This is a genomic window from Arachnia rubra, from assembly GCF_019973735.1.
GTDB classification, from domain to species: Bacteria; Actinomycetota; Actinomycetes; order Propionibacteriales; family Propionibacteriaceae; genus Arachnia; species Arachnia rubra.
In genome coordinates this window covers 1,946,555-1,970,078 of record NZ_AP024463.1, presented here as the reverse complement: position 1 = coordinate 1,970,078, position 23,524 = coordinate 1,946,555, and the positions used below count along the sequence as shown (strand labels likewise).

At 62.9% G+C, this 23,524-nt stretch carries 22 protein-coding genes; 17 read left to right on the top strand and 5 right to left on the bottom strand.

The window, feature by feature from the left end:
- Positions 1-22: 22 nt before the first annotated feature.
- The gene (locus SK1NUM_RS09005) at positions 23-1,780 is read left to right on the top strand and encodes a proline--tRNA ligase (protein WP_212321306.1); all 1,758 of its coding nucleotides are present in this window, start codon (positions 23-25) and stop codon (positions 1,778-1,780) included.
- Between the two features lie 774 nt (positions 1,781-2,554).
- Here the strand turns inward: SK1NUM_RS09005 and SK1NUM_RS09000 are convergent.
- Both SK1NUM_RS09000 and SK1NUM_RS08995 read right to left on the bottom strand, forming a co-directional pair.
- Complete coding sequence (locus tag SK1NUM_RS09000; protein ID WP_212321304.1) at positions 2,555-3,031, bottom strand: hypothetical protein; 477 nt, start codon at positions 3,029-3,031, stop codon at positions 2,555-2,557.
- A gap of 18 nt (positions 3,032-3,049) precedes the next feature.
- Positions 3,050-3,571 (bottom strand): hypothetical protein, encoded by a 522-nt coding sequence (locus SK1NUM_RS08995; protein WP_212321302.1) that lies wholly within the window; start codon positions 3,569-3,571, stop codon positions 3,050-3,052.
- Positions 3,572-4,087: 516 nt separating this feature from the next.
- Here SK1NUM_RS08995 and SK1NUM_RS08990 point away from each other — a divergent pair.
- Positions 4,088-4,741: a response regulator gene (locus SK1NUM_RS08990; RefSeq protein WP_212321300.1), complete on the top strand. Its 654-nt coding sequence runs from the start codon at positions 4,088-4,090 to the stop codon at positions 4,739-4,741.
- 14 nt (positions 4,742-4,755) lie between these two features.
- On the opposite strand, the gene SK1NUM_RS08985 is transcribed toward SK1NUM_RS08990, so the two are convergent.
- Positions 4,756-5,649, bottom strand: a complete 894-nt coding sequence (locus tag SK1NUM_RS08985; RefSeq protein WP_212321298.1) for a hypothetical protein — start codon at positions 5,647-5,649, stop codon at positions 4,756-4,758.
- 72 nt (positions 5,650-5,721) lie between these two features.
- Here SK1NUM_RS08985 and rimP point away from each other — a divergent pair, with 72 nt between their 5' ends.
- Together rimP and nusA are read left to right on the top strand one after the other, a co-directional pair.
- Positions 5,722-6,228, top strand: a complete 507-nt coding sequence (rimP, locus tag SK1NUM_RS08980) for a ribosome maturation factor RimP (protein WP_212321296.1) — start codon at positions 5,722-5,724, stop codon at positions 6,226-6,228.
- A 1-nt stretch (position 6,229) separates the two neighbouring features.
- Positions 6,230-7,198: a transcription termination factor NusA gene (gene nusA, locus SK1NUM_RS08975; protein ID WP_212321294.1), complete on the top strand. Its 969-nt coding sequence runs from the start codon at positions 6,230-6,232 to the stop codon at positions 7,196-7,198.
- Positions 7,199-7,327: 129 nt separating this feature from the next.
- Here the strand turns inward: nusA and SK1NUM_RS08970 are convergent, their stop codons facing one another.
- On the bottom strand, positions 7,328-7,975 hold the full coding sequence (locus SK1NUM_RS08970; protein ID WP_212321292.1) for a hypothetical protein: 648 nt from the start codon (positions 7,973-7,975) through the stop codon (positions 7,328-7,330).
- 149 nt (positions 7,976-8,124) lie between these two features.
- Between SK1NUM_RS08970 and SK1NUM_RS08965 the strand changes: the two genes are divergently transcribed.
- From SK1NUM_RS08965 to truB, 4 genes are all read left to right on the top strand, one after another.
- Positions 8,125-8,361, top strand: coding sequence for a YlxR family protein (locus SK1NUM_RS08965; protein WP_212321290.1), 237 nt, complete (start codon positions 8,125-8,127; stop codon positions 8,359-8,361).
- Positions 8,362-8,577: 216 nt separating this feature from the next.
- Positions 8,578-11,418 carry a translation initiation factor IF-2 gene (gene infB, locus SK1NUM_RS08960; RefSeq protein ID WP_212321288.1) on the top strand — a complete coding sequence of 947 codons (2,841 nt, stop codon included), beginning with the start codon at positions 8,578-8,580 and terminating at the stop codon, positions 11,416-11,418.
- Positions 11,419-11,432: 14 nt separating this feature from the next.
- A complete protein-coding gene (gene rbfA / locus SK1NUM_RS08955; RefSeq protein ID WP_212321286.1) occupies positions 11,433-11,864 on the top strand; it encodes a 30S ribosome-binding factor RbfA in 432 nt (143 codons plus the stop codon).
- Complete coding sequence (gene truB, locus SK1NUM_RS08950; protein ID WP_212321284.1) at positions 11,861-12,724, top strand: tRNA pseudouridine(55) synthase TruB; 864 nt, start codon at positions 11,861-11,863, stop codon at positions 12,722-12,724. Before rbfA ends, truB begins: the two co-directional genes overlap by 4 nt.
- A gap of 11 nt (positions 12,725-12,735) precedes the next feature.
- Here truB and SK1NUM_RS08945 read toward each other — a convergent pair whose 3' ends face one another.
- A complete protein-coding gene (locus SK1NUM_RS08945; protein WP_212321282.1) occupies positions 12,736-13,437 on the bottom strand; it encodes a FadR/GntR family transcriptional regulator in 702 nt (233 codons plus the stop codon).
- A gap of 274 nt (positions 13,438-13,711) precedes the next feature.
- Here SK1NUM_RS08945 and SK1NUM_RS08940 point away from each other — a divergent pair, with 274 nt between their 5' ends.
- From SK1NUM_RS08940 to SK1NUM_RS08900, 9 genes are all read left to right on the top strand, one after another.
- Positions 13,712-14,710: a FecCD family ABC transporter permease gene (locus SK1NUM_RS08940; RefSeq protein WP_212327655.1), complete on the top strand. Its 999-nt coding sequence runs from the start codon at positions 13,712-13,714 to the stop codon at positions 14,708-14,710.
- 22 nt (positions 14,711-14,732) lie between these two features.
- Positions 14,733-15,764 (top strand): ABC transporter substrate-binding protein, encoded by a 1,032-nt coding sequence (locus SK1NUM_RS08935; RefSeq protein ID WP_212321280.1) that lies wholly within the window; start codon positions 14,733-14,735, stop codon positions 15,762-15,764.
- An 89-nt stretch (positions 15,765-15,853) separates the two neighbouring features.
- Positions 15,854-16,861 (top strand): ABC transporter substrate-binding protein, encoded by a 1,008-nt coding sequence (locus SK1NUM_RS08930; RefSeq protein WP_212321278.1) that lies wholly within the window; start codon positions 15,854-15,856, stop codon positions 16,859-16,861.
- A complete protein-coding gene (locus SK1NUM_RS08925; RefSeq protein WP_212321276.1) occupies positions 16,858-17,622 on the top strand; it encodes an ABC transporter ATP-binding protein in 765 nt (254 codons plus the stop codon). The genes SK1NUM_RS08930 and SK1NUM_RS08925 overlap by 4 nt, the downstream gene beginning before the upstream one ends.
- Before the next feature lie 9 nt (positions 17,623-17,631).
- On the top strand, positions 17,632-18,387 hold the full coding sequence (locus tag SK1NUM_RS08920; protein WP_212321274.1) for a class I SAM-dependent methyltransferase: 756 nt from the start codon (positions 17,632-17,634) through the stop codon (positions 18,385-18,387).
- 357 nt (positions 18,388-18,744) lie between these two features.
- Entirely contained in the window at positions 18,745-20,451 is a 1,707-nt protein-coding gene (locus SK1NUM_RS08915) for an L-lactate permease (RefSeq protein WP_212321272.1), read from the top strand.
- A gap of 89 nt (positions 20,452-20,540) precedes the next feature.
- Positions 20,541-21,299, top strand: coding sequence for a (Fe-S)-binding protein (locus SK1NUM_RS08910; protein ID WP_212321270.1), 759 nt, complete (start codon positions 20,541-20,543; stop codon positions 21,297-21,299).
- Complete coding sequence (locus SK1NUM_RS08905; RefSeq protein WP_212321268.1) at positions 21,296-22,786, top strand: LutB/LldF family L-lactate oxidation iron-sulfur protein; 1,491 nt, start codon at positions 21,296-21,298, stop codon at positions 22,784-22,786. The genes SK1NUM_RS08910 and SK1NUM_RS08905 overlap by 4 nt, the downstream gene beginning before the upstream one ends.
- The gene (locus SK1NUM_RS08900) at positions 22,783-23,433 is read left to right on the top strand and encodes a LutC/YkgG family protein (protein WP_212321266.1); all 651 of its coding nucleotides are present in this window, start codon (positions 22,783-22,785) and stop codon (positions 23,431-23,433) included. Before SK1NUM_RS08905 ends, SK1NUM_RS08900 begins: the two co-directional genes overlap by 4 nt.
- Positions 23,434-23,524 lie beyond the last annotated feature (91 nt).

Below are 23,524 nucleotides of genomic sequence, written 5' to 3'. Positions count from 1 at the left end.
TCTCGGACAGGAAGGACCCCACGTGATCACGCGCCTCAGCCAGTTGTTCGTCAGGACCCTTCGCGACGACCCAGCGGATGCCGAGGTGTCCAGTCACCGCTGGCTGGTGCGTGCCGGGTATGTCCGCCGCGTCACTCCGGGCATTTACTCCTGGCTGCCCCTGGGGCTGAAAGTGCTGCAGAAAGTCGAGGCCATCGTCCGCGAGGAGATGGAGGCGATGGGTGCCCAGGAGGTCAGGTTCCCCGCGCTGTTGCCGCGTGAGCCCTATGAGACCACCGGCCGGTGGACCGAATACGGCGAGAATCTGTTCCGGCTCAGGGACCGCAGGGACGCCGACATGCTACTCGGCCCCACCCATGAGGAGATGTTCACCCTGATGGTGGGCGACCTGTACAGCTCCTACAAGGACCTGCCGCTGTCGCTCTACCAAATTCAGACGAAATACCGTGACGAGGCCCGTCCCCGGGCGGGGCTGCTCAGGGGCCGCGAGTTCGTCATGAAGGATTCCTATTCCTTCGATGTCGACGATGCGGGGCTGGCGGCCAGCTACCAGGCGCACCGCGACGCCTATATCCGCATTTTTGACCGTCTTGGCTTGGAGTATGTGATTGTCAAGGCCACATCGGGGGCCATGGGCGGTTCCGCCTCCGAGGAGTTCCTGGCTGTGCTGCCCGCTGGCGAGGACACCTTCGTGCGCTCCCCGGGCGGCTATGCCGCGAATGTCGAGGCTGTCACCGTCGCCCCGGCTCCGGCCATTGATTTCACGGATGCCCCTGAGGCGACAGTCGTCGACACACCTGGCACTCCGACGATTGCGTCTTTGGTGGCTGTCTTGAACGCGGAGTATCCGCGCGGGGATCGCGAATGGACCGCCGCCGACACTCTCAAGAATGTGGTGCTGAAGGTGACTGAACCCACCGGGGAGACGTGGCCCCTGGCAATCGGCCTGCCGGGTGACCGCGAGGTGGATCCCAAACGCTTGGAGGCCGCGCTGGCTCCTGCCGAGGCTGCTCCCTTTGAGGAGGCTGACTTCGCGGCCCACCTGGCGCTCGTCAAGGGTTACATCGGGCCCGGGGCGCTGGGGAAAGAGTCGCCGTCAAAGGTGAAATACCTGGTCGACCCACGCGTCTCATCCGGCACATCTTGGGTGACCGGGGCCGATGAGCAGGGTCGCCACGTGCTCCACTTGGTCACAGGCCGCGACTTCACCCCGGATGGTTTCATCGACGTGGCGGAGATGCGCGAGGGTGATCCGGCGCCAGATGGGTCCGGTCCCCTCGCCTTGGCGCGCGGCATTGAGATGGGGCACATCTTCCAGCTCGGCCGCAAATACGCGGAGGCCCTCGGGCTGAAGGTGCTTGACTCCAACGGAAAACTGGTCACCGTCACTATGGGTTCCTACGGCGTGGGTGTCTCCCGTGCGGTGGCTGCCGTTGCGGAGGCCACCTGTGATGACAAGGGGCTCGCCTGGCCGCTGGAGCTGGCCCCCTACCAGGTTCAGGTGCTCGTCACCGGCAAGGACCAGGAGATGTCCCAGACCGCGGAGGACTTGGCCGGACAGCTGTCCGGGGTCGGCCTGGACGTCCTTTACGACGATCGCAAAGCTAGCCCTGGCGTGAAATTCACTGACGCTGAGGTGCTGGGCATGCCGATCGCGGTTGTGGTTGGCCGGGGACTGAAGAACGGAGTCGTCGAGGTGCGCAACCGCCGCACGGGCGAGCGCCGCGAGGTCCCCGTGGCCGAGGCCGTCACCGCGGTGAGGGAACTCACTGGGCGCTGAGGCAGGGGAGCGGATAAACCCGCCTGTTGGCTACGGATGGATACCTGCTCCCTGTTGTTTTAGCGGGCATCTTCTTTTAACGCGCATTGCTGTCGTCTGGGCCTGCCCTCTCTGGTTCTGAAGAGTCCTCTGGGTCATCTGGTGGGGTATGCCGTTCCAGCCAGTCGACGAGAGGCTTCATCAACAGGAACGAGACGAGGGAGGCGAATATTGCCCCCAGCGGGTCACGGAAGAAGACGGTGTAATACATCAAGGCGACCGCCAGGCAACAGGTGATGTCTTCTAGGGCTTCACCGACCTTCCGGCCCGCCCCGGTGCCGAAGATGTGCTTGAAAATCCCCCTGCGAGAAGACTGACAAACCAAAGAGCTGGGTAGATCCATAGGATATGCAGAAGCAGCCAGGGGTTGAACTCCCTTAATTCCCCGAACCAGGGTATGAAGGCTGTTATTATCACCCCCGCTGCCATGGGGATATCGGCGCAGACGATAACTGCAAGCAGGATCCAGAACATGACAAAAGCGCCCCAAGGCGTTATGGGCTGATCTTTAGATCTAGATGGCATGCTTTTCTGGTTCCTATAGCTCGCATTTAACAAAATCTAAATGTTTCCCTGATTTTCAGATCCATGCGACAGGGGCTTGGTGCATTCAAGACGGCAGGTTTTGTTTTAAGGGGGCTATAATACCTTGGAAGATCATTCGGGCTCACAAGCAACTCTGGTGTGGCGAGGATGTCTGGCGAAATGAAAGCTGCTCGTGAATAATTTCTTTGCTTAGCTATCGCCAGTTCCGGTTGTTTCTGGCTCATCTGATTCTGACTCGTCTGGTGGGGAACGCTTTTCTGACCATTCGACATAGATTTTCATCAATAGGAATGAAATTATTGCAGCGAATATTGCTCCCAGTGGGTGTTGGAAGAAGACTATGTAATACATGAAGGCAATAGCCAGACAGCTGATCGAATCGTCAATGAACTGGGCAAGCCTGCTATCTGGATTGGCAGAGAAAAGGTATTTTATTGTTGGCTCTGAGACTGCCCCTGTGCACCAGAGGATGGGATACATCCATAAGAAATGAAAGATATGCCAAGGTGTGAAACTCTTTAGCTCCCCAAGCCAGGGTATGGGGGCTGTGATTGCCACCCCGAGCATCATGGGGATGCTGGAGGCAGCGATGGCGGCGAGTAGGATCCAGAACATGGCAAAAGCGCCCCAAGGTGTTATGGGCTGATCTTTAGATCTAGATGGCATGTTCTGGCTCCTCTCGGATTATGCGAATAGTACTATCCACCGTGCAATATCCAGGGCCACATCGGCTGGTATCCCATTATGCATAAGGAAAGTTGCAATCGTTAGCTCGGTTGAGGTGTCCAAGAAATCGATTAGATCATAAATCTTGTCGGCCCAATCTCGCACCGGCTTGGGTAGGAAAGGGCGCCCTTGTTTCAGAGCTATTTTGATGAGCTTCTTGACGATCGTCTTGAGGACTTCTGGATCTGATTGAGTCCCAGTTTTCAGTTGGCCAGATGCTGATTCTTCTGCGACTTTCCGTGCGGCCTGGGCGCTTTCGTGGTCGCCGGCCCGTTCAGCCGCTGCGGCGATCTCCTGCCACTGGGAGGCGGTGAGACCGCCGAACCCCTCGCTGGTGGGGGTGGTCGTGACGGTGGACTCGCTGGGGGCTGCAGCGGCGCTCTCGGCGCTCATGCCCAGAGCGCCAAACAGGGTTGCTGCCGCCAGAGTCCCGGCTGCTGCCTTCGTGACCCGAAGGCGGAGTGTGTGCGTCTTTGCCATGTCAACTCCTTATGTAGGTGGGTTGTGTATGTCTCCTTGAGTGTCATGGGATCTGTGGTGTGTGTGCAATGGCCTGTCGTACCGAATGCCAGATGCGATCGGGTGGTCTCGTCCATTCAGTGTGGCCATCCGGCTAGACTTCGGCCTACAGCATGCCCGATCGGTCATGCTCATGTCGCCCGGCTGCCTGCGAGGTCCGATCTTTTGGGGAGCTAGCCCCAAGCTGGGTGACATTGAGGTGATCGTCAGCACTCTGCGCTGGTGCGATTCTGCCACACCAGATGAAACTCATGCTGTATGCCCTAGTCAGCGCCCAGTCAAGGCCTAGGTCTTGATCACGAGGGTGGGATTTTCTAGCATGGTGCCGTTACTTCTTAAGTGAAAAGAAGACGCCTGAGGGCCAGGCTTGGGGTGGGGCTTCATCCAGGGGGAACGCCGGGTTTTTCGAGCAGCGCAATATATATGGCGTAGGGGCGTCGATCATAAATCATAATAAGTGATGGGGTTATATTTACTATGGGATCAAGACCTGGGGCTGATATTTACAGGCCTCTGAGCGTCCTTATCATCGATAGCGACCTCTTTGTACGTAAAACGCTTTCCCGCATGCTCTCTGAAGCTCAGGGAATCACTGTTCGGGCGGCAATGCAGAGCTGCTCAGAGGCTTTTGACATCTTAAGGCGCGAACCTATCGATGTCGTTCTCATGGGTATAGGAATCCCTGCTGCAGATGTGCTATCGGGGATGACTGGAATGCTGCAGGAGTTTCCAGGTGTCGATGTCCTTGTGCTCGGCTCATCCGCGGATGATGAGACGATAAGAATGACCATGGGCCTGGGGGCTGGAGGATTCTTACTGAAGAATGCTGACTCTGAGGAAATTACCCAGAGCATTCGCTGCATCGCCGCCGGTGTGAAAGTGCTCTCCGGAGAGATCATCCAAGACCTATTCCCATCCGGTGAAAGCCTTTCCGTGCAGGCGAGCCTGAGCAGCGGTGAGAAGGACGTGCTCTCCCTGGTGGCCCGGGGAAGGACGAATCCGGAGATCGCCGCGGAGCTTCTCATCGCCGAGTCGACGGTGAAGTCTCGTCTTTCACGGCTGTCGTCGAAACTGGGTACCTCGTCGCGTGTGTCCACGGCGGTACGGGCACAACAACTCAGGCTAGTCTGACTAGCCTCAGCCGTTCAGGACTTCACCCAGCCGGGCCAGCGGGGCAGCCGCCCACCCTGTCCCTGGACCTGGACTACCTGAGCGGTCGCGTCGGCGAGCCAGTCCTCCTCACCGGTTGTACCGGTTGCGGCCACCACCCCCGCCAAGCCGTCCAGGAGTCTCAACTCCAGCTCCGCCCGGGCTGCCCTGACGCTGGCTGTGTCGGTGACTGCGGGCACATCGTAATGGCCATCCTGCCTGGGCCGGTTGGCGCCCAGCGCTGCTATCAGCCGGTCGCGGAGCCCCTTGAGGCCGGTGTGCCTCGCCAGCAGTGCCTCGTGTTCCGGATCCTTTGCGGGGATGACCCCCAGCCCCTTCTCAATCGCCTGTAGTAATGTCCACACATGGCTGAGCGCCACTCCGAGCGCCGCATCGGCCGCCACAGCCGGGTATCGAGTGGGCTCATCCGTCGTTTCAGCCGGGAGCGAGTTCAGGTCTGCCAAACCTGTTACCCCCAGGAGAATGGACAGGTGGAACAGCCTCATGGGCTGATCCTCGGTGCCGCTGAGCGCCTCCGTGGCTGCCTCTGACACCAGCTGTACGGCAGGCGTCACGCTGGAACCAGCAGACGGGGAGGGTGAGGGGGAGGACTCTGGGAAAATCGCTTCTCCCCCCGTTAGAGGGTCGGCGGCCAGCAGCCGCGCCTGCCAGGCGCCTGCCTGCGCCAGGGCGGCGGAACGCCACGGGTCTTCCTGCAGCGTGATCGCCCTCGATAGCTCTGAGACAGCTGTGGAAAGTGCCGACACGCCCGGGGCCTGGGTCGGCTTGGGAGTTTCGGCCGAAGGCTCATTGACCTCAGGCCCAGGGGCGCAGGAGGTCACTACCAGGGCTCCCATCCCGGCGAGCACATGACGGCGGGTCAGAGGCATGCCCGAAGTCTAGCCTCCATCCAACGTAGGATTGCTGTCACAACCGAGCCCACAACCGAATTCGGAGACTTCATGCAAGAACAACAGCTCGCGATGCTCGTCGAGCCCATCCTGGCAGAAGCCGGGCTGGAGTTGGACAGCCTCGAAGTGACCCCAATCGGCAAACGACGTTTACTGCGTATCACCGTCGATGGTGACGGTCCGAGGGGACGTGGCCCGGTGTTGGACGATATCTCTGCAGCATCGGCGCGTATCTCGGCGGCGCTCGATGCCTCAGCGGCGGTCGGCAACGCCCCCTACACGCTGGAGGTGACCAGCCGCGGCGTTGGGAAACCTCTCACGGATGTCAGGCACTACCGGCGCAACCGTGGCCGGCTTGTCCGTCTCCGCCTTGCGGAAGAGCAGATCACCGGGCGCATCATCCGGGTGGGTGACACCGGTGTTGAAATAGAGGTGAACGGCGTGGTCCGCAAGGTGCCGTTCGACCAGGTGCGTAAGGCGCAGGTGCAGGTGGAGCTCAATCCCCCGAAGGAATTCGCCTCGCAGGGCGAAGAGGCTGGCAACGAGGAGGAAGCCTGAAATGGACATCGATCTGGCAGCTCTACGGGCCATCGAGCGCGACAAGGACATCTCGATGGATTACCTTATCAAGACCCTTGAGGACGCTCTGCTCAACGCTTATCAGAAAACCGACAATCCCCTGCGGGGGGTGAAAGTCGAGATTGATCGCAAGACCGGCAGGGTCGCCGTCCTGGCCCCGGAGTTTGATGACGACGACAACGTGATCGGCTACTACGATGACACCCCTGACGATTTCGGGAGAGTGGCTGCCTCGACTGCCCGACAGGTCATCTTCCAGCGTATCCGGGAGGCTGAGGACGATCAGAAGTACGGGCACTTCTCAGGCACCGAGGGTGACATCCTCACGGGGGTGATCCAGGCAGATCGTGACTCTCGCGCTGTCCGGGTGGACCTCGGCTCTCTCGAAGCCATCATGCCGCTGGCCGAGCAGGTCCCAGGGGAGGACTACTCCCACGGGAAGCGCCTGAAGGTGTATGTGGTGTCGGTCAGGCGGGAGCTCCGGGGGCCGCAGGTCGTGGTCTCGCGCACCCATCCGAACCTGGTGCGCAAACTGTTCGCCTTGGAGGTCCCGGAGATCGCGCAGGGCGTGGTTGAGATCAAGGAGGTGGCACGCGAGGCGGGACACCGTTCCAAGATCGCGGTAGACAGCAAGAATCCCGACGTCTCCGCCAAGGGAGCGTGCATTGGTCCCATGGGGCAACGGGTCCGGGCGGTCACCAACGAACTCAACGACGAGAAAATCGACATCGTCGACTGGTCGGAGGATCCCAGACGGTTCGTCGCAGCGGCTCTATCACCTGCGAAGGTGCTCTCGGTCACAGTGGTCGATGAGGCTGCACATGCCTGCCGCGCCGTCGTGCCCGACTACCAGCTCTCACTGGCAATCGGGCGCGAGGGGCAGAACGCGCGGCTGGCGGCCCGGCTCACGGGCTGGCGAATCGACATCCAGCCCGACGTGAATTCCTGAGCCACTGTCCCGGAGGTCCCATCGGCAGAGGGACCGGGCTGAGCCGAGGCGTCCAGGCAGGCCTCTGGCCGTGCCAACTTAGCACCTGGTCGGCGCTCGTCTCGCCGTCGTGCCCATCGGCGGGAGCTTTCAGCGGGGACCGTGGCCGCCGGTTCCCCGGACCTCGGCGATGCCCGCGGACGAGGCCTTCGCGACAGCATCTGCCTCCTCCTGGGTGAGTTTGCCGTCGGCGACTGCCTGGTCGAGGACTTTCTTGTCGGCCTCCGTTTTGACCTCTTCAATGGCACTGGTCACCTTCGACTCATCGAGTCCCAGAGCCTGGGCGAGAGCCTTGGCGAAGTCCGAATCCATGTCCCCCGGATTACCCGAGGGTCCAGCAGGAGGCTGATCGGAGTTGTCCCCCTGGCCAGGCTGCTGGCTCTGGCTGCCGTCTGTCGTCTTGCCGGAGGAAGTTCCTCGGCCAGGTTTGCCAGCCGGGGCCTGAGACTGCCGGACGGTCTCGATCGCCTGCTGCAGCCTCGATTCCTCCACGCCGAGTTTCTGGGCGAGTGCGGCAGTCTCGACGCCGCGCAGGCCCATCCCTCCATCCGGTCCACCTGGCTGGCCTCCCACGACTCCACCGCCCTGCTGAGCGGTTGCCTGCCCCGTCGCGACGGAGACACTGGAGCTCTCGGTCGGGTCTGGAGAGGCCGAGTCCGCGTTGGCCAACTGACTCAGGCCCAGCCCCACACCTGCGGTGGCGAGGACGGCAGCACCCCCGATGACAATCTTTTTCATTGTCCTGATTTCCTTTCCCGGCCGGTTCATCCGGCCACCTGAGATAAGGTTCAGGGCCCAAGCTGTCAGAAGACTGTGGTGCAACCTCGGGGTCTCTGAGAAAAAGTGTGGAGTCCTAATAAAAATAAAGATGTGGAACCCTTGAGCGTATGGAACCCGAACGTACCTGCATCGGATGCCGAGGCCGCGACCATCAATCCAGCATGGTGCGGTTGGTGCGCGCCGGGGATGAGATCGTTGATGCCACCAGGCCTCGCCTGCCCGGGCGTGGCGCCTACCTGCATGCGGGATGCTTGGCGGCTGCGGAGAAACGCCAGGCCTTCCGTCGCATCTTTGGCCCGGGAGCCGCGTTGACGGATGCTGTGCGCATGTTGTTGACGCCGTAGGATCCGGTTGGCATCTAAGGTGGCGGGCGCGGTAGAATCCTCGTTGGCCCTCGTGTGTTCACAGGGCTGTATCCTGATGCGCGGCCTTGTAGGCCGTGTCCCGCAGAAAGTGAGTTAACGCTCATGACCACTCGATGAGTACATGAGATGACCCAGTCAACCAGCTAGTGGGCCAATGGTGCGCGCGTGCGTCGGCGGCCCTGTCGAAGGAGAGTAGTGGCCAAGCCCCGCGTCCACGAGATCGCCAAAGAGATCGGGATCACAAGCAAGGAGCTTTTGAAGAAGCTCACCGACATGGGCGAGTACGTTTCCAGCGCCTCGTCCACCCTTGAAGCGCCAGTGGTGCGCAAGGTGCGCGAAGCGTTCGCGCCCAAAACTGAGGCTCCGGCTGCCAAACCCGCAGCCCCGAAACCCCCAGCAGCCAAACCAGCGCCGCGTCCCGCCGCAAAGGGGCAGGCGCCGTCTGCTCCCGCCGCGGCGAAACCCGTCGTGACCCCCGGGGCCCCAACCCCGTCATCAGCGGTGCCGTCCGAACCTGCGCGTCCCGCACCCAAGCCCTCGCCTGGTCGCCCGGCTCCCAAACCCGGCGCACCTCGTCCCGGAGCCTCGGCACCCAAGCCGGCCGCCCCACGTCCGGGTGGGTCTCCGCGCCCCGGCGCCCCGCGTCCTGGCGGAGCGAAGTCCGCCTCCAAAGGGGCGGATGGCTCCGCCTCGCGCTCGGGGGCTCGGCCAGGTCCGCGTCCCGGAGGCTCAGGCGGGCAGGGGTCCTCGTCGTCCCGGCGTCCCGGTTCGCCGCGTCCTGGCAACAACCCGTTCGCGGCCTCCCAGGGAATGGGCGTCGGGCGTCCTGGAGCGCAGCGGCGTGATCCGGGTTCTCGCCAGGGCGGTGACCAGCGGATGCCACGTCCGGGAGGGACAGGAGGTTTGCCCCGCCCCAATCCCGCGATGATGCCCAAGACCCAGAACTCCACGCTTGGCCAGACCGCTGTCCGCGGGTCGGCTCCAGGCCGTTCCGGCGGTTCAGGACGTGGCCGTCCCAGCTCGCAGGGACGGCCCGGCAGCGGCGGTTTCGGTGGGCCACCGATGGGCGGGCCAGGTGGTGGCCGCGGTGGTGGCCGCGGCCGCGGCGGCGGTACTCAAGGTGCCTTCGGCCGTGGTGGTGCGGGCGGCCGGCGCGGGCGCAAGTCCAAGAAGCAGCGCAGGCAGGAATTCGACCAGATGGAGGCCCCCACCATCGGTGGCGTACGGCTCCGCAAGGGGGACGGGCAGACCGTGCGGCTTCGCCGGGGTGCCTCCCTGACCGACCTCGCCGAGAAGATCGGAGTCGAACCCGCATCCCTGGTGCAAGTGCTGTTCCACCTGGGCGAGATGGTCACCGCCACGCAGTCAGTGGCTGATGACACGCTCGAGGTGCTGGGCGCCGAGCTGGACTACAACATCGAGGTGGTTTCCCCCGAGGACGAGGATCGCGAGTTGCTCGAATCCTTTGACCTGGAGTTCGGGGAGAACATCGGTGGTGAGGAGGACCTGCGGCCCCGACCGCCCGTGGTCACCGTCATGGGGCATGTCGATCACGGCAAGACGAAACTCCTCGATGCTCTGCGGCACACCAACGTGGTGGCGGGGGAGGCCGGTGGCATCACGCAGGCTATCGGCGCCTATCAGGTTGAGACCGAGGTGGACGGCGAAGAGCGTGCTATCACCTTCATCGATACCCCCGGCCACGAGGCGTTTACGGCCATGCGTGCCCGTGGTGCCAAGTCGACGGATATCGCGGTGCTGGTGGTTGCCGCCGATGACGGTGTGATGCCTCAGACCATCGAGGCGTTGAACCACGCCAAGGCCGCGGATGTGCCCATCGTGGTTGCCGTCAACAAGATCGACAAGCCCGCAGCAGATCCGGCGCGAGTCCGTGGGCAACTGTCTGAGTTCGGCCTGGTGCCTGAGGAGTATGGCGGCGAGACCCAGTTCGTCGATGTCTCTGCCGTGACCGGTGATGGGCTGGAGAGTCTTCTCGAAGCCATCGTGCTGACCGCTGATGCTGCGCTCGACCTGCGGGCCAATCCGGACATGCCTGCCCAGGGCGTTGCCATCGAAGCTCACCTCGACAAAGGGCGCGGCCCGGTTGCGACGGTTCTGGTGCATCGCGGCACGCTCCGCATCGGTGATTCCATCGTCGCCGGTTCAGCGCATGGCCGGGTGCGTGCCCTCATCAATGATCAGGGCGACAACGTCACCGAGGCCCTGCCGTCGATGCCCGTGCAGGTGCTGGGGTTGACCGCGGTGCCTGGTGCCGGCGACAACTTCCTGGTCGTCGAGGATGACCGGAAGGCCCGTCAGATCGCCGACAAGCGTGAGGCGCGCATGCGTGCTGCCCAGCAGGCGAAGACGAGTCGCCGCAAGACTCTCGACCAGCTGTTCGATGAGCTGCAGAAGGGCGAGGCCCAAGAGCTCCTGCTCATCCTCAAGGGCGATGGGGCTGGCTCCGTCGAGGCCCTGGAGGATGCGCTGTCGCAGATCGATGTCGGCGACGAGGTCAGCCTGCGCGTCATCGATCGTGGTGTCGGCGCCATCACCGAGACCAACGTCTCGCTGGCCGCCGCGTCGAAGGCCGTCATCATCGGCTTCAATGTCCGCGCCACAGCTCATGCCGCTCAACTCGCCGACCGCGAGAACGTGGATATCCGCTACCACTCGGTCATCTACGCCGCCATCGACGAGATCGAGGCTGCCCTGAAGGGTATGCTTAAGCCGATCTTCGCCGAGGAGGTTCGTGGCCAAGCCGAGATTCGCGAAATCTTCCGCTCCTCCAAGTTCGGCAACATCGCGGGCTGCATGATCATCGATGGTTCCATCAAGCGGAACCAGAGAGCCCGGTTGCTGCGTGACGGAGTCGTGGTGGCGGAGACCTCCATCGCATCCCTGCGACGGGAAAAGGACGATGTCACTGAGGTTCGTGAGGGCTTCGAATGCGGCATGACGCTGGGCAACTACGGTGATATCCGTATCGGCGATGTCATCGAGACCTTCGAGATGGTCGAACGCGAGCGGTCCTGACCGGAGGTGACAAGATGCCCAATCCTAGGAATGCCAAACTGGCCGATCAGATCAAGGTGATTCTCGCCACCGCCCTGGAGCGGCGGGTCAAGGACCCCAGACTGGGGTTCATCACCGTGACTGATGTGCGGTTGACCGGCGACAACAGGGAAGCCACCGTCTTCTACACGGTGATGGGTGATGACTCAGCCAGGGCGGGGACGGCGGCGGCTCTCGCATCGGCCACAGGTATGTTGCGCACTGCGGTGGGGTCGCAGCTGAAGCTGCGGCACACCCCAACGCTTGCCTTCGTACTGGACGCCACTCCGGAGTCAGCTCGCAACATCGAGGATCTTCTCGCCAGGGCACAGGCTCAGGATGCTGAGGCCGCGGCCCGGGCCGTGGGGAAGTCCTTTGCGGGTGAGCCTGATCCCTACCGGAAACCACGTCTCGACGAGGACGAGTGAGCGCCGAATCCGGCATCGTCATCATCGATAAGCCGGCGGGGGTGACCTCCCACCATGTGGTGGGGCGCCTCCGCCGACTGCTTGGCACCAGGAAAGTCGGGCATGCGGGCACGCTGGATCCCATGGCCACCGGGGTGCTGATCCTTGGGGTGAACCGGGCGACTCGGCTGCTCGGGCACCTCGCTCTCCACGACAAGCGATACCTGGCCACGGTGCGCCTCGGACAGAGCTCCACGACGGATGATGCGGACGGCGAAGTCGTCGCGGTGGCAGATGCCTCCGGCCTGGATACAACGGCGCTGGAGTCGGCACTCGCTGCTCTGCGCGGCAAGATCTGGCAGGTGCCATCGGCAGTCTCGGCCATCAAGGTGGGCGGTAAGCGTGCCTATGACCTGGTGCGGCAGGGAACCGAGGTGAACCTCAATGCGCGTGAGGTGGAGGTCTCCCGCCTGGAGGTGGTGTCCTGCTGCCCCGGAGACGGGGTTCTCGACGTCGGCATCGATGTGGAGTGCTCCTCTGGCACCTACGTACGTGCTATCGCCCGGGACCTGGGGAAGAGCCTCGGCGTCGGTGGGCATCTGGTCTCGCTCCGGCGTGTGCGCATCGGCGGTTATGACCTGTCAGAGGCTGTAACGCTGGGGGAGGAGCCTCCGGGACTCATGCCGATGGCCGAAGCGGCCAGGCGCAGTTTCCCGTGCGTCACGGTGGATTCTCGCAGGGCTGCTGACGTGGGATTCGGGCGTCGCCTGGATGTTTCCGTCCCAGCCGGGGTGACTGGGATCATCTCGCCGGAAGGTGCTCTGCTCGCCCTCTACCGGCCTGATGGAGAGGGCTCTCGTCCCGTTGCCGTGCTGGTCTGAGGAGTCTGGGCTCAGATTCCCAGTTTGAGGGCCCGGTATGCAGTGCGGATGTGCGCTTCCATCAGCGTGGCCGCTTCATCTCCATTCCGGCTTTCGATCGCGTTGAAGATCGCTCGATGCTGCTGGCACAGGGTGGTCCGGAGCGTCTGCCAGCCGTCGACTGCTAGTGAGGCATCCCGGATTGGGGCGCGCATCGCCTGCCGGATGGCGGACGTCAGATCGCCGATGAAAGGGTTGTGGGCTGTCAGGGCGATCTCCACGTGGAAGTCGGTGTCGAGCGCGTTGAACTGGTCGAGAGTGGTTTCGCGGTCCATCCGGTCCACCAGGGTGCCCAGGCGGTTCAGCGCCTCATCATCCCAGTGGCGGGAGGCTAGCGCCACGGTGGAACGCTCCAGCGCCACCCGGGTGTCGGTCAGGTCGCTTGCCGACGTGGGGGAAAGCGCCAGATGTAGGCGGAAAAGACGGCCCAGCGCCTCTGTGTGACCGGCGATGATCCGGGTACCACGCCCAGGCCCGGGGCGTGACTCTAGTATCCCTTGAGCCTGCAGGATGCGGATGGCTTCCCGCACGGCTCCGCGGCTGACACCCAGTTCCCTGGCGAGGTCACGCTCGGGAGGCAGCTTCGCCCCGACCTGGTAGACCCCGTTTAGCAGCGACGCCTCAATGTGGTCCAGCGCTATTTGATGCGCCTTGCGGTCGTCTTCCTGCAGCATGCGGCCATTGTCTCACTGGTTTCGTGTGGCGCAGAGCCCAGCCAGGGTGAATCCCCGGCTGGTAGGTGACAGCGATTCTCGATTCTTGTTAAAATCCTCCCGTCTCCGCCAGGGAACTCCGGTGCGAATCCGGGACTGACGCGCAACGGTGAGGAAGTTCTTCCGAGTCCGAATGCTGTCGGGGACGAGCGACCCGGCCGCGCGCAACGGCCCATCACGGAAAGCCACCCCATTGTCCAGCACCACTCGTTTCCAGACTCGTGACAAGGCTGGGTTGCGTCTTGTCCTGCTGGCTCTGGCCCTGGTGCTGACGCCAGCCCTGACTGTGACGATCGGTGCCGCTGCGGTGCCGCTGAGTGAGGTCATCGGGGTTCTGGCCAGTCATGTCCCTGGTCTTGATGTCCAGATCACCTGGGACCGCTCCATTGACGCCATCGTCTGGGACACACGGCTTCCCAGGATTATCGCTGGGGTTGCCGTCGCCGCGATCCTGGGCGTCTCGGGCGTGGTGCTGCAGGCCGTCGTCCGGAACGCTCTGGCCGAGCCCTATGTGCTCGGTGTCAGCGCCGGAGCATCATCTGGCGCTGCCTTCGCTATCATTATCCTGGGAACTTCCGCCGCGGCTTTTGTCGGGTTGCTGGCTTTCGGGGGTGCGCTGCTGGCGACCCTGCTCGTGCTGGCTGTCGCGGGCCGTACCCAGTCGCCGCTGCAGCTGATCCTGGGAGGGCTGGGGGTTGGATTTGGTTTTCAAGCTCTCACGAATCTCATCATCTTCTCCTCTGATTCGCCGGAGACGGCCCGTGCCGTGATGTTCTGGACTCTTGGTTCCCTGGCGCGGGTCGGCTGGGAGTCGATCCCCGTGATCACGGTTGCTGCACTGTTGCTCACCATCCTGATGGTCCTCTGCGGGCCGATTCTGGATGCCCTGGCCAGTGGTGATCGCACCGCTCAGGCTGTGGGGGTCGAACCTGCCCGAGCGCGCATCCTTCTCCTGATCCCGGTTTCCGCCGCTATCGCCCTGGCTGTTGCCACCGCGGGCGGGATCGGGTTCGTCGGACTTGTGGTGCCTCATCTTGTCCGGTCCCTGATAGGTCCTGCCCACCGGCTCCTCGTGCTCGGGTCAGCTCTCGCGGCAGGGCTTTTCCTCGTCTGGGCTGATGCCTTCGCCCGCATTGCATTCGCTCCTGCCGAGGTTCCCATCGGTGTCGTCACTGGCCTGATCGGGGCGCCTTGGCTGGTGCTGCTGGTCCGACGTCAGGGCCACAGTCTCTGAACCCAACAAGAATAGGAAACTCATGAGAAAACTTCTGGTTCCCTTCGCAGTTGCGGCTCTCGCCTTGACCGCCTGCGGCACATCCGCTGCTGAACGTGCCTCTCAGAGTGCCACCGCCTCGGCGTCCGGCAGCCAGGCGGCGGACTCATCGGCTGGTGCGTCGCAGCAGGGAAGTTTTCCTGCCGAGGTGGACAGCTGCGGTGAGAAACTTCACTTCGACGCCGCGCCGAAGAAGGTCCTCATCCTCAACGGCACCAGCCTGCCGAACCTCGATGCTCTCGGAGTGCTTGACAAGCTTTCTCTGCGCGCGGGGGAGAAGAACTTCGGGACCGGTCAGGAGGAACTGCAGGCCAAGTACGATGCGATCCCTGCAGTGGCCTCCAGCAACATCGACACCGGTGGTGTGAAGGTGTCGACTGAGGTCGTCCTGGAGAACAAGGTGGACCTGGTGATCGGCTACGACGAAGGCGTGGATCGCGAGGCCTTGAAGAAGGCCGGGGTGCAGTTGTACTCGCCGGCGTCCTTCTGCCCCAAGTATGACGTCAAGCACGCCACGTGGGACCTGATCGACACCGAGGTCAACAACCTGGCCTCGATCTTCGGGGTGAAGGACCAGGCCGCTTCCGTGATCGAGAAGCGCAAGAAAGACGTCGAGGCCCTGGACGCCAAGGGCAAGGCAGCGGGGAACACCGCCATCGCCCTCTACATCACTCCTGGCCAGAGCAACTACTACGCCTATGGGACCTCGTCGATGGTTCAGCCGATCTTCGAGGCCAACGGGCTAAAGAACTCCTATGACGACACCACGACACGTGTCTTCGACGGCTCGATGGAGGACATCCTGAAGCGGAATCCCGACTGGATCGTCCTGCTCTCGCTGGAGGCCACCAAGGAGCAGACACTGGAGACGTTCAAGGCCTTCAACGGCGCTGACCAGCTCAAGGCTGTGGCCAACAACCAGGTCGTGGTGGTCCCGTTCTCGCTGACTGACCCGCCGACGACCCTGTCGGTCAAGGGCGCCACCCAGCTGTCGCAGGAAATCGCAAACAACTGATTGTGTCCCATGGCGTGGTCGGGTGGCTTGAGGGGGCGCCCGACCGTGGCTGGGGAAGCGAAGATCAACAACCATCTGAAAGGTGATTCATGAGACGATTCCTCGCCCTGGCGGGGGCCGCTACCCTCCTATTGACGGCATGCGGGACCTCAGCCGCAGACCGTGCGACCCAGAGCCCGAGCGCAGGATCCAGCTCTGCCGCTTCAGCGGAGGGCGGCTACCCTCTGGATATCGTCAGCTGTGGGCAGAAACTCCATTTTGATGCCCCTCCCAAGAAGGTCCTTGTGCTGGGGGACACCGAGGTCTCTAATCTGGATGCGCTCGGCTTGCTGGAGCGGATATCCCTGCGTGCCGGGCAGGCTCAGTTCGGTGCGGCCGCTCCGCAGCTTCAGGCAAAGTATGACGCCATCAAGTCCGTGGAGGCCGGAAAAACGGACACGGGAGGGGTCAGGATAGCCACCGAGACGGTGTTGAACTCCCATGCTGACTTGGTGATCGGTTACGACAAGGGAGTCGAACGGGAGCAGCTGGCCAAAGCCGGTGTCCAGCTCTACTCACCCGAGGCCTACTGCCCCGAGTACTCCGTCGACAAGGCGTCCTGGGAGTTGATCGACACCGAGGTCAGCAATCTGGGCAAGATCTTAGGGGTTCAGGACAAGGCGCAGGCCGTCATCTCGGACATCCATGCGAAAGTCGAGAAGATCAAAGCGGATGCGGCCTCAGGCCGGGGCACAGGGGCGGCTCTCTACCTGCTGGCGGGAGGAACCAAGTTCAGCGCCTACGGCAGTTCCTCGATGGTTCAGCCGATCTTCGAGGCCAACGGGCTGACCAACATCTACGCCAGCAACACCTCCAGAGTGTTCGACGGCTCCATGGAGGACCTGCTGGCGCGTAATCCGGAATGGATCGTGCTGCTTTCTTCTGGGGCCAGCGATGAGGAGACCATACAGACTTTCATGTCCTACAACGGGGCTGAGCAACTCAAAGCGGTGATCGACAACCATGTGGTCGTGGTCCCGTTTGTTCTCACTGATCCACCAAACGTGCTCTCTGTCGAGGGCGCTGCCATGCTGGCGGAGAAAACGGCAAGCAAGTGATTGTCGCCGATCAGGTCAGTGTGGCCCGTGGCGGCCGGGTGGTGCTCGCGGGGGCCCACCTGACCGCTGAGCCGGGTGAGGTCGTCGGGGTGGTGGGCCCTAACGGTTCGGGGAAGACTACTCTCCTTCTTGCCCTGAACCGGGCACTCCGCGCCAGCGGGGGCACCATCGTGATCGATGGGGACGACCTCTCCCGGCTCCCACGTAAGGAGATCGCGCGCCGTGTCGCCGTGGTCGCCCAGGACTCCGAGACAGCCCTACCCCTCAAGGTTCGTGACGCCGTGGGCCTTGGCCGCCTAGCCAGCCGTACCCTGCTGGCATACGGAGACGCCTCGGACCGGGTGCTGATCAATGATGCCCTGGAGCAGGTCCAGGCGACGCATCTGGCGGACCGGCTCATAACCCAGCTTTCTGGCGGAGAACGCCAGCGCGTGCTGGTGGCGCGGGCCATCGCCCAGCGTGCCAGCCATCTGCTCTTGGACGAGCCGACCAATCATCTCGACCTGCATCACCAGTTCGCTCTGCTGAGGCTGGTCACTGAGCTTGGCTGTGCAGTCGTGATGGTGCTGCACGACCTCAACCTGGCGGCGCGGTTCTGCACCAGGCTGCTCGTCATCAACGACGGGCAGGTTGTGGCCAGCGGGACCCCGGAGGAGGTCCTGACCCCGGAGATTCTGGAGCCCATCTACCACCTGCGGGTGCACCGCCTCATACATGAGGGGCGCCCGCACCTGATCTTCACCCCTGAAGCAGAGAAGTAAGGAGAACGAATGAGCCCAGAAGAACTACTGGCTGCCTGGCATGCCCAGCAGACCGCCTTCATCGAGTTCCGTGACCAGCGGGTGCGGGCGATGCTGGAGGTACTGGCTGCCGTGAAGCCTCAGGACCGGCCGCTACGGGTGCTGGATCTGGGATGCGGTCCCGGCTCCCTTTGTGACGCTGTGGCGGATCGTTTCCCTGATGCTGAGGTGGTGGGCGTGGATCGTGACCCAATCCTGCTACGCCTTGGCCGGGATACCAACCGGCACGGCGAGAGGATGCGTCTTGTGGACCTTGACCTGGCTGATCCGGGATGGGCTCAGCAGCTGGGGCCGGAGCGGTTCGACGCGGCCGTCAGCGCGACGGCTCTCCACTGGCTCAGCCCTGCTGAGCTGGCCGCGCTCTACGTCGCGCTTCCACAGGTGCTGAACCCAGGTGGGGTGTTCCTGAATGCCGATCATCTCTACTTCGATGACACGGCCGAGTCCTTCCTGAGGGAGGTGGCGGAGACGGAGCGAGAACGATTCCGGCTTTCCGCCATCGAAGCGGGCGCTATGACCTGGGACGCCTGGTGGGATGCGGCGCGCTCCATGCCGGGATGGGAGGCCGAGGCCAGGGAATGGGAGCGGCGCTGGGCTGACAAGTCCCCTACGGTGAAGGTCAGTCTCGAATTCCATCTCAGTGCCCTCCGGGCTGCCGGCTTCGTGGAGACCAGCCACATCTACCGCTGGTTTGACGACGTGGTGGTCTTCGCGCGGCTTCCCTGAGCTGATTCCGTATGCCGGATCCCGCTTGGCGGTTTCGTGCCCTGGGGCGGCCGTGCCTGAGTCCAGTGTTGCTCACGGCGCGGTCGTACCAGGTTTCGCAAGCTGTCCAGTGCTGCAACCATCCGTCCCGGGGCGACATGGTCTCGCCGGCAAATCTTTCTCCGCGCCGCTCACCCTGAAAGCGTTCCTCCCCCGAGGAGAACGAGGGGTTGTCGTCAGCCTTCACAGAAAATTCCTCGACGGCTGCATTCCTGTACACCGTTGCGTAGAACCCTGGACACCCCGTCGCAATGATGTGCTATGGTCGGACCAAAGAGGGCCCGACCTGGGGCCCGATTGGACGATGGAGTTCCCGACATGTCATCCCTCCTGGAGGTATTTCAGCCTTCTGCGGACCCGCTGGGTGCACAGTGGCTTTCGGCTCTGGTGGCCGTCATCCCCATCGTGTGCATGCTCGTTACTCTCGGGGCACTGCGCTGGAAAGCGCATATCGCCGGGGCTGTGTCCTGGGCCCTGGCGTTCTTGGTCGCCATCCTGGCGTTCAAGATGCCTGCTCTGATGGCCATTTCCACGAGCATCCACGGTTTCGTCTATGGCCTGTTCCCGATTGTGTGGATCCTGTTGATGGCCATCTGGATGTACCAGGTGACCGTCATCTCTGGCAGGTTCGAGGACCTGCGCAACACGTTCTTCCTCATCAGCGATGACCCCCGGGTCCTGGGGTTGCTGATCGCTTTCTGTTTCGGTGGTCTCCTGGAGGCTCTCGCAGGCTTTGGCGCCCCAGTCGCCATCGCCGCGGCGATGCTGGTGGCAATAGGTTTCTCGCCGATCCGGTCTGCATTGATCGCGTTACTGGCCAACACAGTCCCCGTCGCTTTCGGGGCGGTCGGCCTGCCGGTGATCCAGGCTGCGAAGGTCGGTGGTTTCGGCGACGACGTACTCAAGATCTCCCCGATCACCGGGCAGCTGACCTCCATGCTCTGCCTCGTGGTGCCGTTCCTGCTTCTTGCCGTCATGGATGGCAAGAAGGGGGTCAAGGAGTGCTGGCCGTTTGGCCTGGTGGTCGGTGTGACCTTCGGCATTGTCAAGTGGATCGTCTCCGCCAGCCCGCTGTACAACCTGACTGAACTGATAGCAGCAGTGGTCAGCGTCGGCGTGGCCATCGTCTTCACCCGGATCTGGAGGCCGCAGGGCGCAGCGGAGGCTGTCGGACGCATCGGGCAGCCTGTGGATAGGGAACTGGAGACCGCGGAGGTCAAGGTGGAGGCTGCGGACACCTCCGGGCTCACGGGCGGTCGCATCTTCATGGCCCTGGTGCCCTACCTACTGGTCATTGTGGTCTTCGGTATCGCCGCCATACCTGCAGTCAAGGACTTCCTCAAAGTAGGGGATGTCTCCTTCGCATGGCCTGGGCTCAGCGAGCTGATGGACACTGCCGGAAAGGCGTCTGCGCACCAGAAGTTCACGTTCCAGTGGGCCTCGACTCCTGGCATCCTGCTGGCCGTCGTCGCGTTGCTCACCGCCGCCATCTACCGGGTCTCCCTGAAGGACGCGCTCAAAGAGCTGTGGGTGAACGTGGTGAAAATGAAGTTTGCGATGCTCACTATCGGATCGGTGGTTGCCCTGGCCTATGTGATGGGCGACTCCGGGCAGACTCTGGCGCTGGGCATGTTTATCGCCGGGGCAGGCGCGATCTATCCCTTCCTGGCTCCGGTGCTCGGCTGGATCGGCACCTACGTGACTGGCTCGGACACCTCCGCCAACATTTTGTTCTCCGGCCTTCAATCGAGTGTCGGTGAGCAGATCGGCAATGGCTCCATGCTCGGTGTGGAGGGGATGCGACAGCTGTTGGTCGGAGCCAACGCTTCTGGTGGCGTCGTGGGCAAGATGATCTCGCCCCAGTCGCTGGCGATCGCCGCGAGCGCCATCGGCTTGGCAGGCAGTGAATCGGCGATCCTGCGCCGGACTATTGCGTGGAGCTTCATCCTGCTTTTCCTGCTCTGCCTGCTGGCTGGACTGATGTCCACCCCGGTGCTTGGCTGGATGGTTCCCGTCAGCCAGTGACCAGGTGCTGTCCTGACACCTGTGATCACTGAAAACCGAATGAACTGAATAAACCGATAAGGATTGCCTCGTCGTTTAAGGAGAGAGACATGGCACCCGGAACGGGTAAAACGGTGGCGCTCTTCGCCACCTGCATAAACGACACGATGTTCCCCGGAACGCCCATAGCGGTGGTCAAAGTGCTGGAGCGCCTGGGGTGCAAGGTGGTGTTTCCCAAAGAGCAGACCTGCTGCGGGCAGATGCTGACGAACACCGGCTACTTCAAGGAAGCTGTTCCCAGCGTCAAGAGCTACGTGCGTGCCTTCGAGGATTACGACTATGTCGTCGGTCCCTCGGGCTCCTGCATCGGGGCAGTCCGGCACCAGCATCCGATGCTCGCTGAGCATGCTGGCGACAAAGGGTTGAAGGCAGCCTCTGAGGCCTTGGTGAAGCGTACCTACGACTTCACCGAGTTCGTCGTCGATGTGTTGGGGCTGACGGATGTCGGAGCCTATTTCCCGCACCGCGTCACCTATCACCCAACGTGTCACTCGGTGCGTATCGCCCACGTCGGAGACCGACCCTACCAGCTGCTGAATGCGGTACGCGGCATCGACCTGGTACCGTTGCCCGATTCTGATCAGTGCTGTGGCTTCGGCGGCACCTTCTGCGTGAAGAACTCGGACGTGTCCGTGGCGATGGGAGCTGACAAGGCCCGCAATGTGATGTCGACTGGGGCGGAGTACCTGGTTACCGGCGACAACGCCTGCCTGATGCACATCGGCGGGATCATGCATCGCATGAATATGGGCGTCAAGACCATTCACCTGGCCGAGATCCTGGCCCACACCGAGGAGGCAAACGCATGACCATCACGCGCGAACGCCTGACCCCGGCCCCGCCTCAGGGTACCTATCTCGGGATGCCTGCTTTTCCCAAGGCCGCGAAGGGTGCCTTGCAGAATCAGCAGCTCCGCAAGAACCTGCGGCACGCCACCACCGTCATCCGTAGCAAGCGCGCCATCCGCGCCTCCGAGGTGAGCAATTGGGAGGAACTGCGGGTCGCCGGCGAGCAGATCAAGAACCGCCTTGGGAGGCATCTGGACCAGTATCTCGTCCAAGCGGAGAAGGCCATGACGGAGGCTGGCATCACCGTCCACTGGGCCCGGAACGCCGAAGAGGCGAACCAGATCGTGATCGACCTCGCCCGCGCCAAGGGCACGAACGAGGTGGTGAAGATCAAGTCGATGGCCACCCAGGAGATCGAACTCAATGAGGCCCTGGAGGATGCTGGGATCGCAGCCTGGGAGACTGACCTCGCAGAACTCATCGTCCAGCTTGGGCATGACCGTCCGTCTCACATCCTCGTGCCCGCTATCCACCGGAATCGTTCGGAGGTCCGGGAGATCTTCAAGGAGGAAATGGGGTTGTGGGGTGCCCCCGCTCCTGAGGGGATCAGCGACAACCCGCCGGAACTCGCCGGTGCCGCCCGTGTTCATCTGCGAGAGAAGTTCCTGCGATCCAAGGTCGCGGTCTCGGGCGGGAACTTCATCGTTGCTGAAACCGGCTCGCTGGTGATCGTGGAGTCCGAGGGCAACGGACGGATGTGCCTGACGCTGCCCGAGACCCTGATCTCCGTGGTGGGCATCGAGAAGCTAGTGCCTACCTGGGAGGACCTGGAGGTGTTCCTGAGGCTGCTGCCCCGAAGTTCGACAGGGGAGAGGATGAACCCCTACACCTCGATCTGGACGGGTGTCACTCCGGGGGACGGTCCTCAGGACCTGCACGTGATCCTGCTGGACAACGGACGCACGAAGGTGCTCTCCGACCCGGTTGGCCGTGAGGCGCTGCGGTGCATCCGCTGCTCAGCCTGCATGAACGTGTGTCCCGTCTATGAGCGCGTGGGCGGCCACACATATGGTTCCGTCTACCCTGGGCCGATCGGTGCGATCCTGACGCCGCAGCTTCGGGGCGTCGCCTCCAAGGTCGACAAGTCACTGCCGTACGCGTCCAGTCTGTGCGGTGCTTGCAACGATGTGTGTCCCGTCAAGATCCCCATCTCGGACATCCTGGTGCACATGCGCAACAAGGTGGTTCAGAAGAAGACCGCACACCGGCCCACCATGGAGTCCACGATCTTCAAGGTGGTCGGCTGGATCATGGCGCGTGGCCGGAACCTGGCGTTTGTGCAATTCTTCGCCCGGATCGCCGGGAGGCTTTTCAAGAAGCGGAGTCACTTCGGCCCGATGCCGTTCCCGGCGTCTGCGTGGAGCAGGTCCCGCGACCTGCCGGTTCCCCCCAGCGAGACCTTCCGTGCCTGGTGGGACAAGCGAGAGCAGGAGGAGGCTTCGAAATGAGCGCGCGTGACGACATCCTGGCACGTGTCCGGGCCGCGACCCAGGACATCCAAGAGAAGGATCCGGCCAAGGACGTTCCCATCACCTGGGCCTACAATCAGCCCACACCGCTGGACGACGTTCTCGAAACCTTCGTGGAGAACATTCTCGATTACAAGGCCAAGATCGTGCGCACGCCGGCGAACGGCACTGGTGACGCCATCGTCGCAGCCCTCAGGGAACTTGGGGCGCAGACGGTGGTGGTTCCCGATGGGGCTCCAGCCTCATGGGTGGCGGCGGTCACCGCTGGGGGTCTTGAGGTGATCCGTGACCAGCAACTCAGCCATCAGCAGCTGAACTCCATTGACGCCGTTCTCACAGGTTCGCGGGTGTCGATGGCCGAGACGGGAACCATCTGCCTGGACCATGCGGAGGACCAGGGAAGGCGTGCCCTGACCCTGGTTCCCGATCGTCATGTGTGCGTGGTGACTGCCGACAGTGTTGTCTCGGACGTGCCGGAGGCCGTACACCGTCTCAAGTCATCAGTGCAGGCAGGCCGGCCCATCACATGGATCAGTGGCGGTTCCGCCACCAGCGACATCGAGCTCTCGCGCGTGGAAGGGGTCCATGGGCCCCGGAAGCTGTTCGTGATCCTTGAGGAGGACTGACAGCCAGAACCCCGCAGCTTCCTGGTGCCAGGACTGGCGCCAGGCAGCTGGCTTTCTGTTTTCCTGGCTGCCGCCGCCTGGCAGGCAGTCT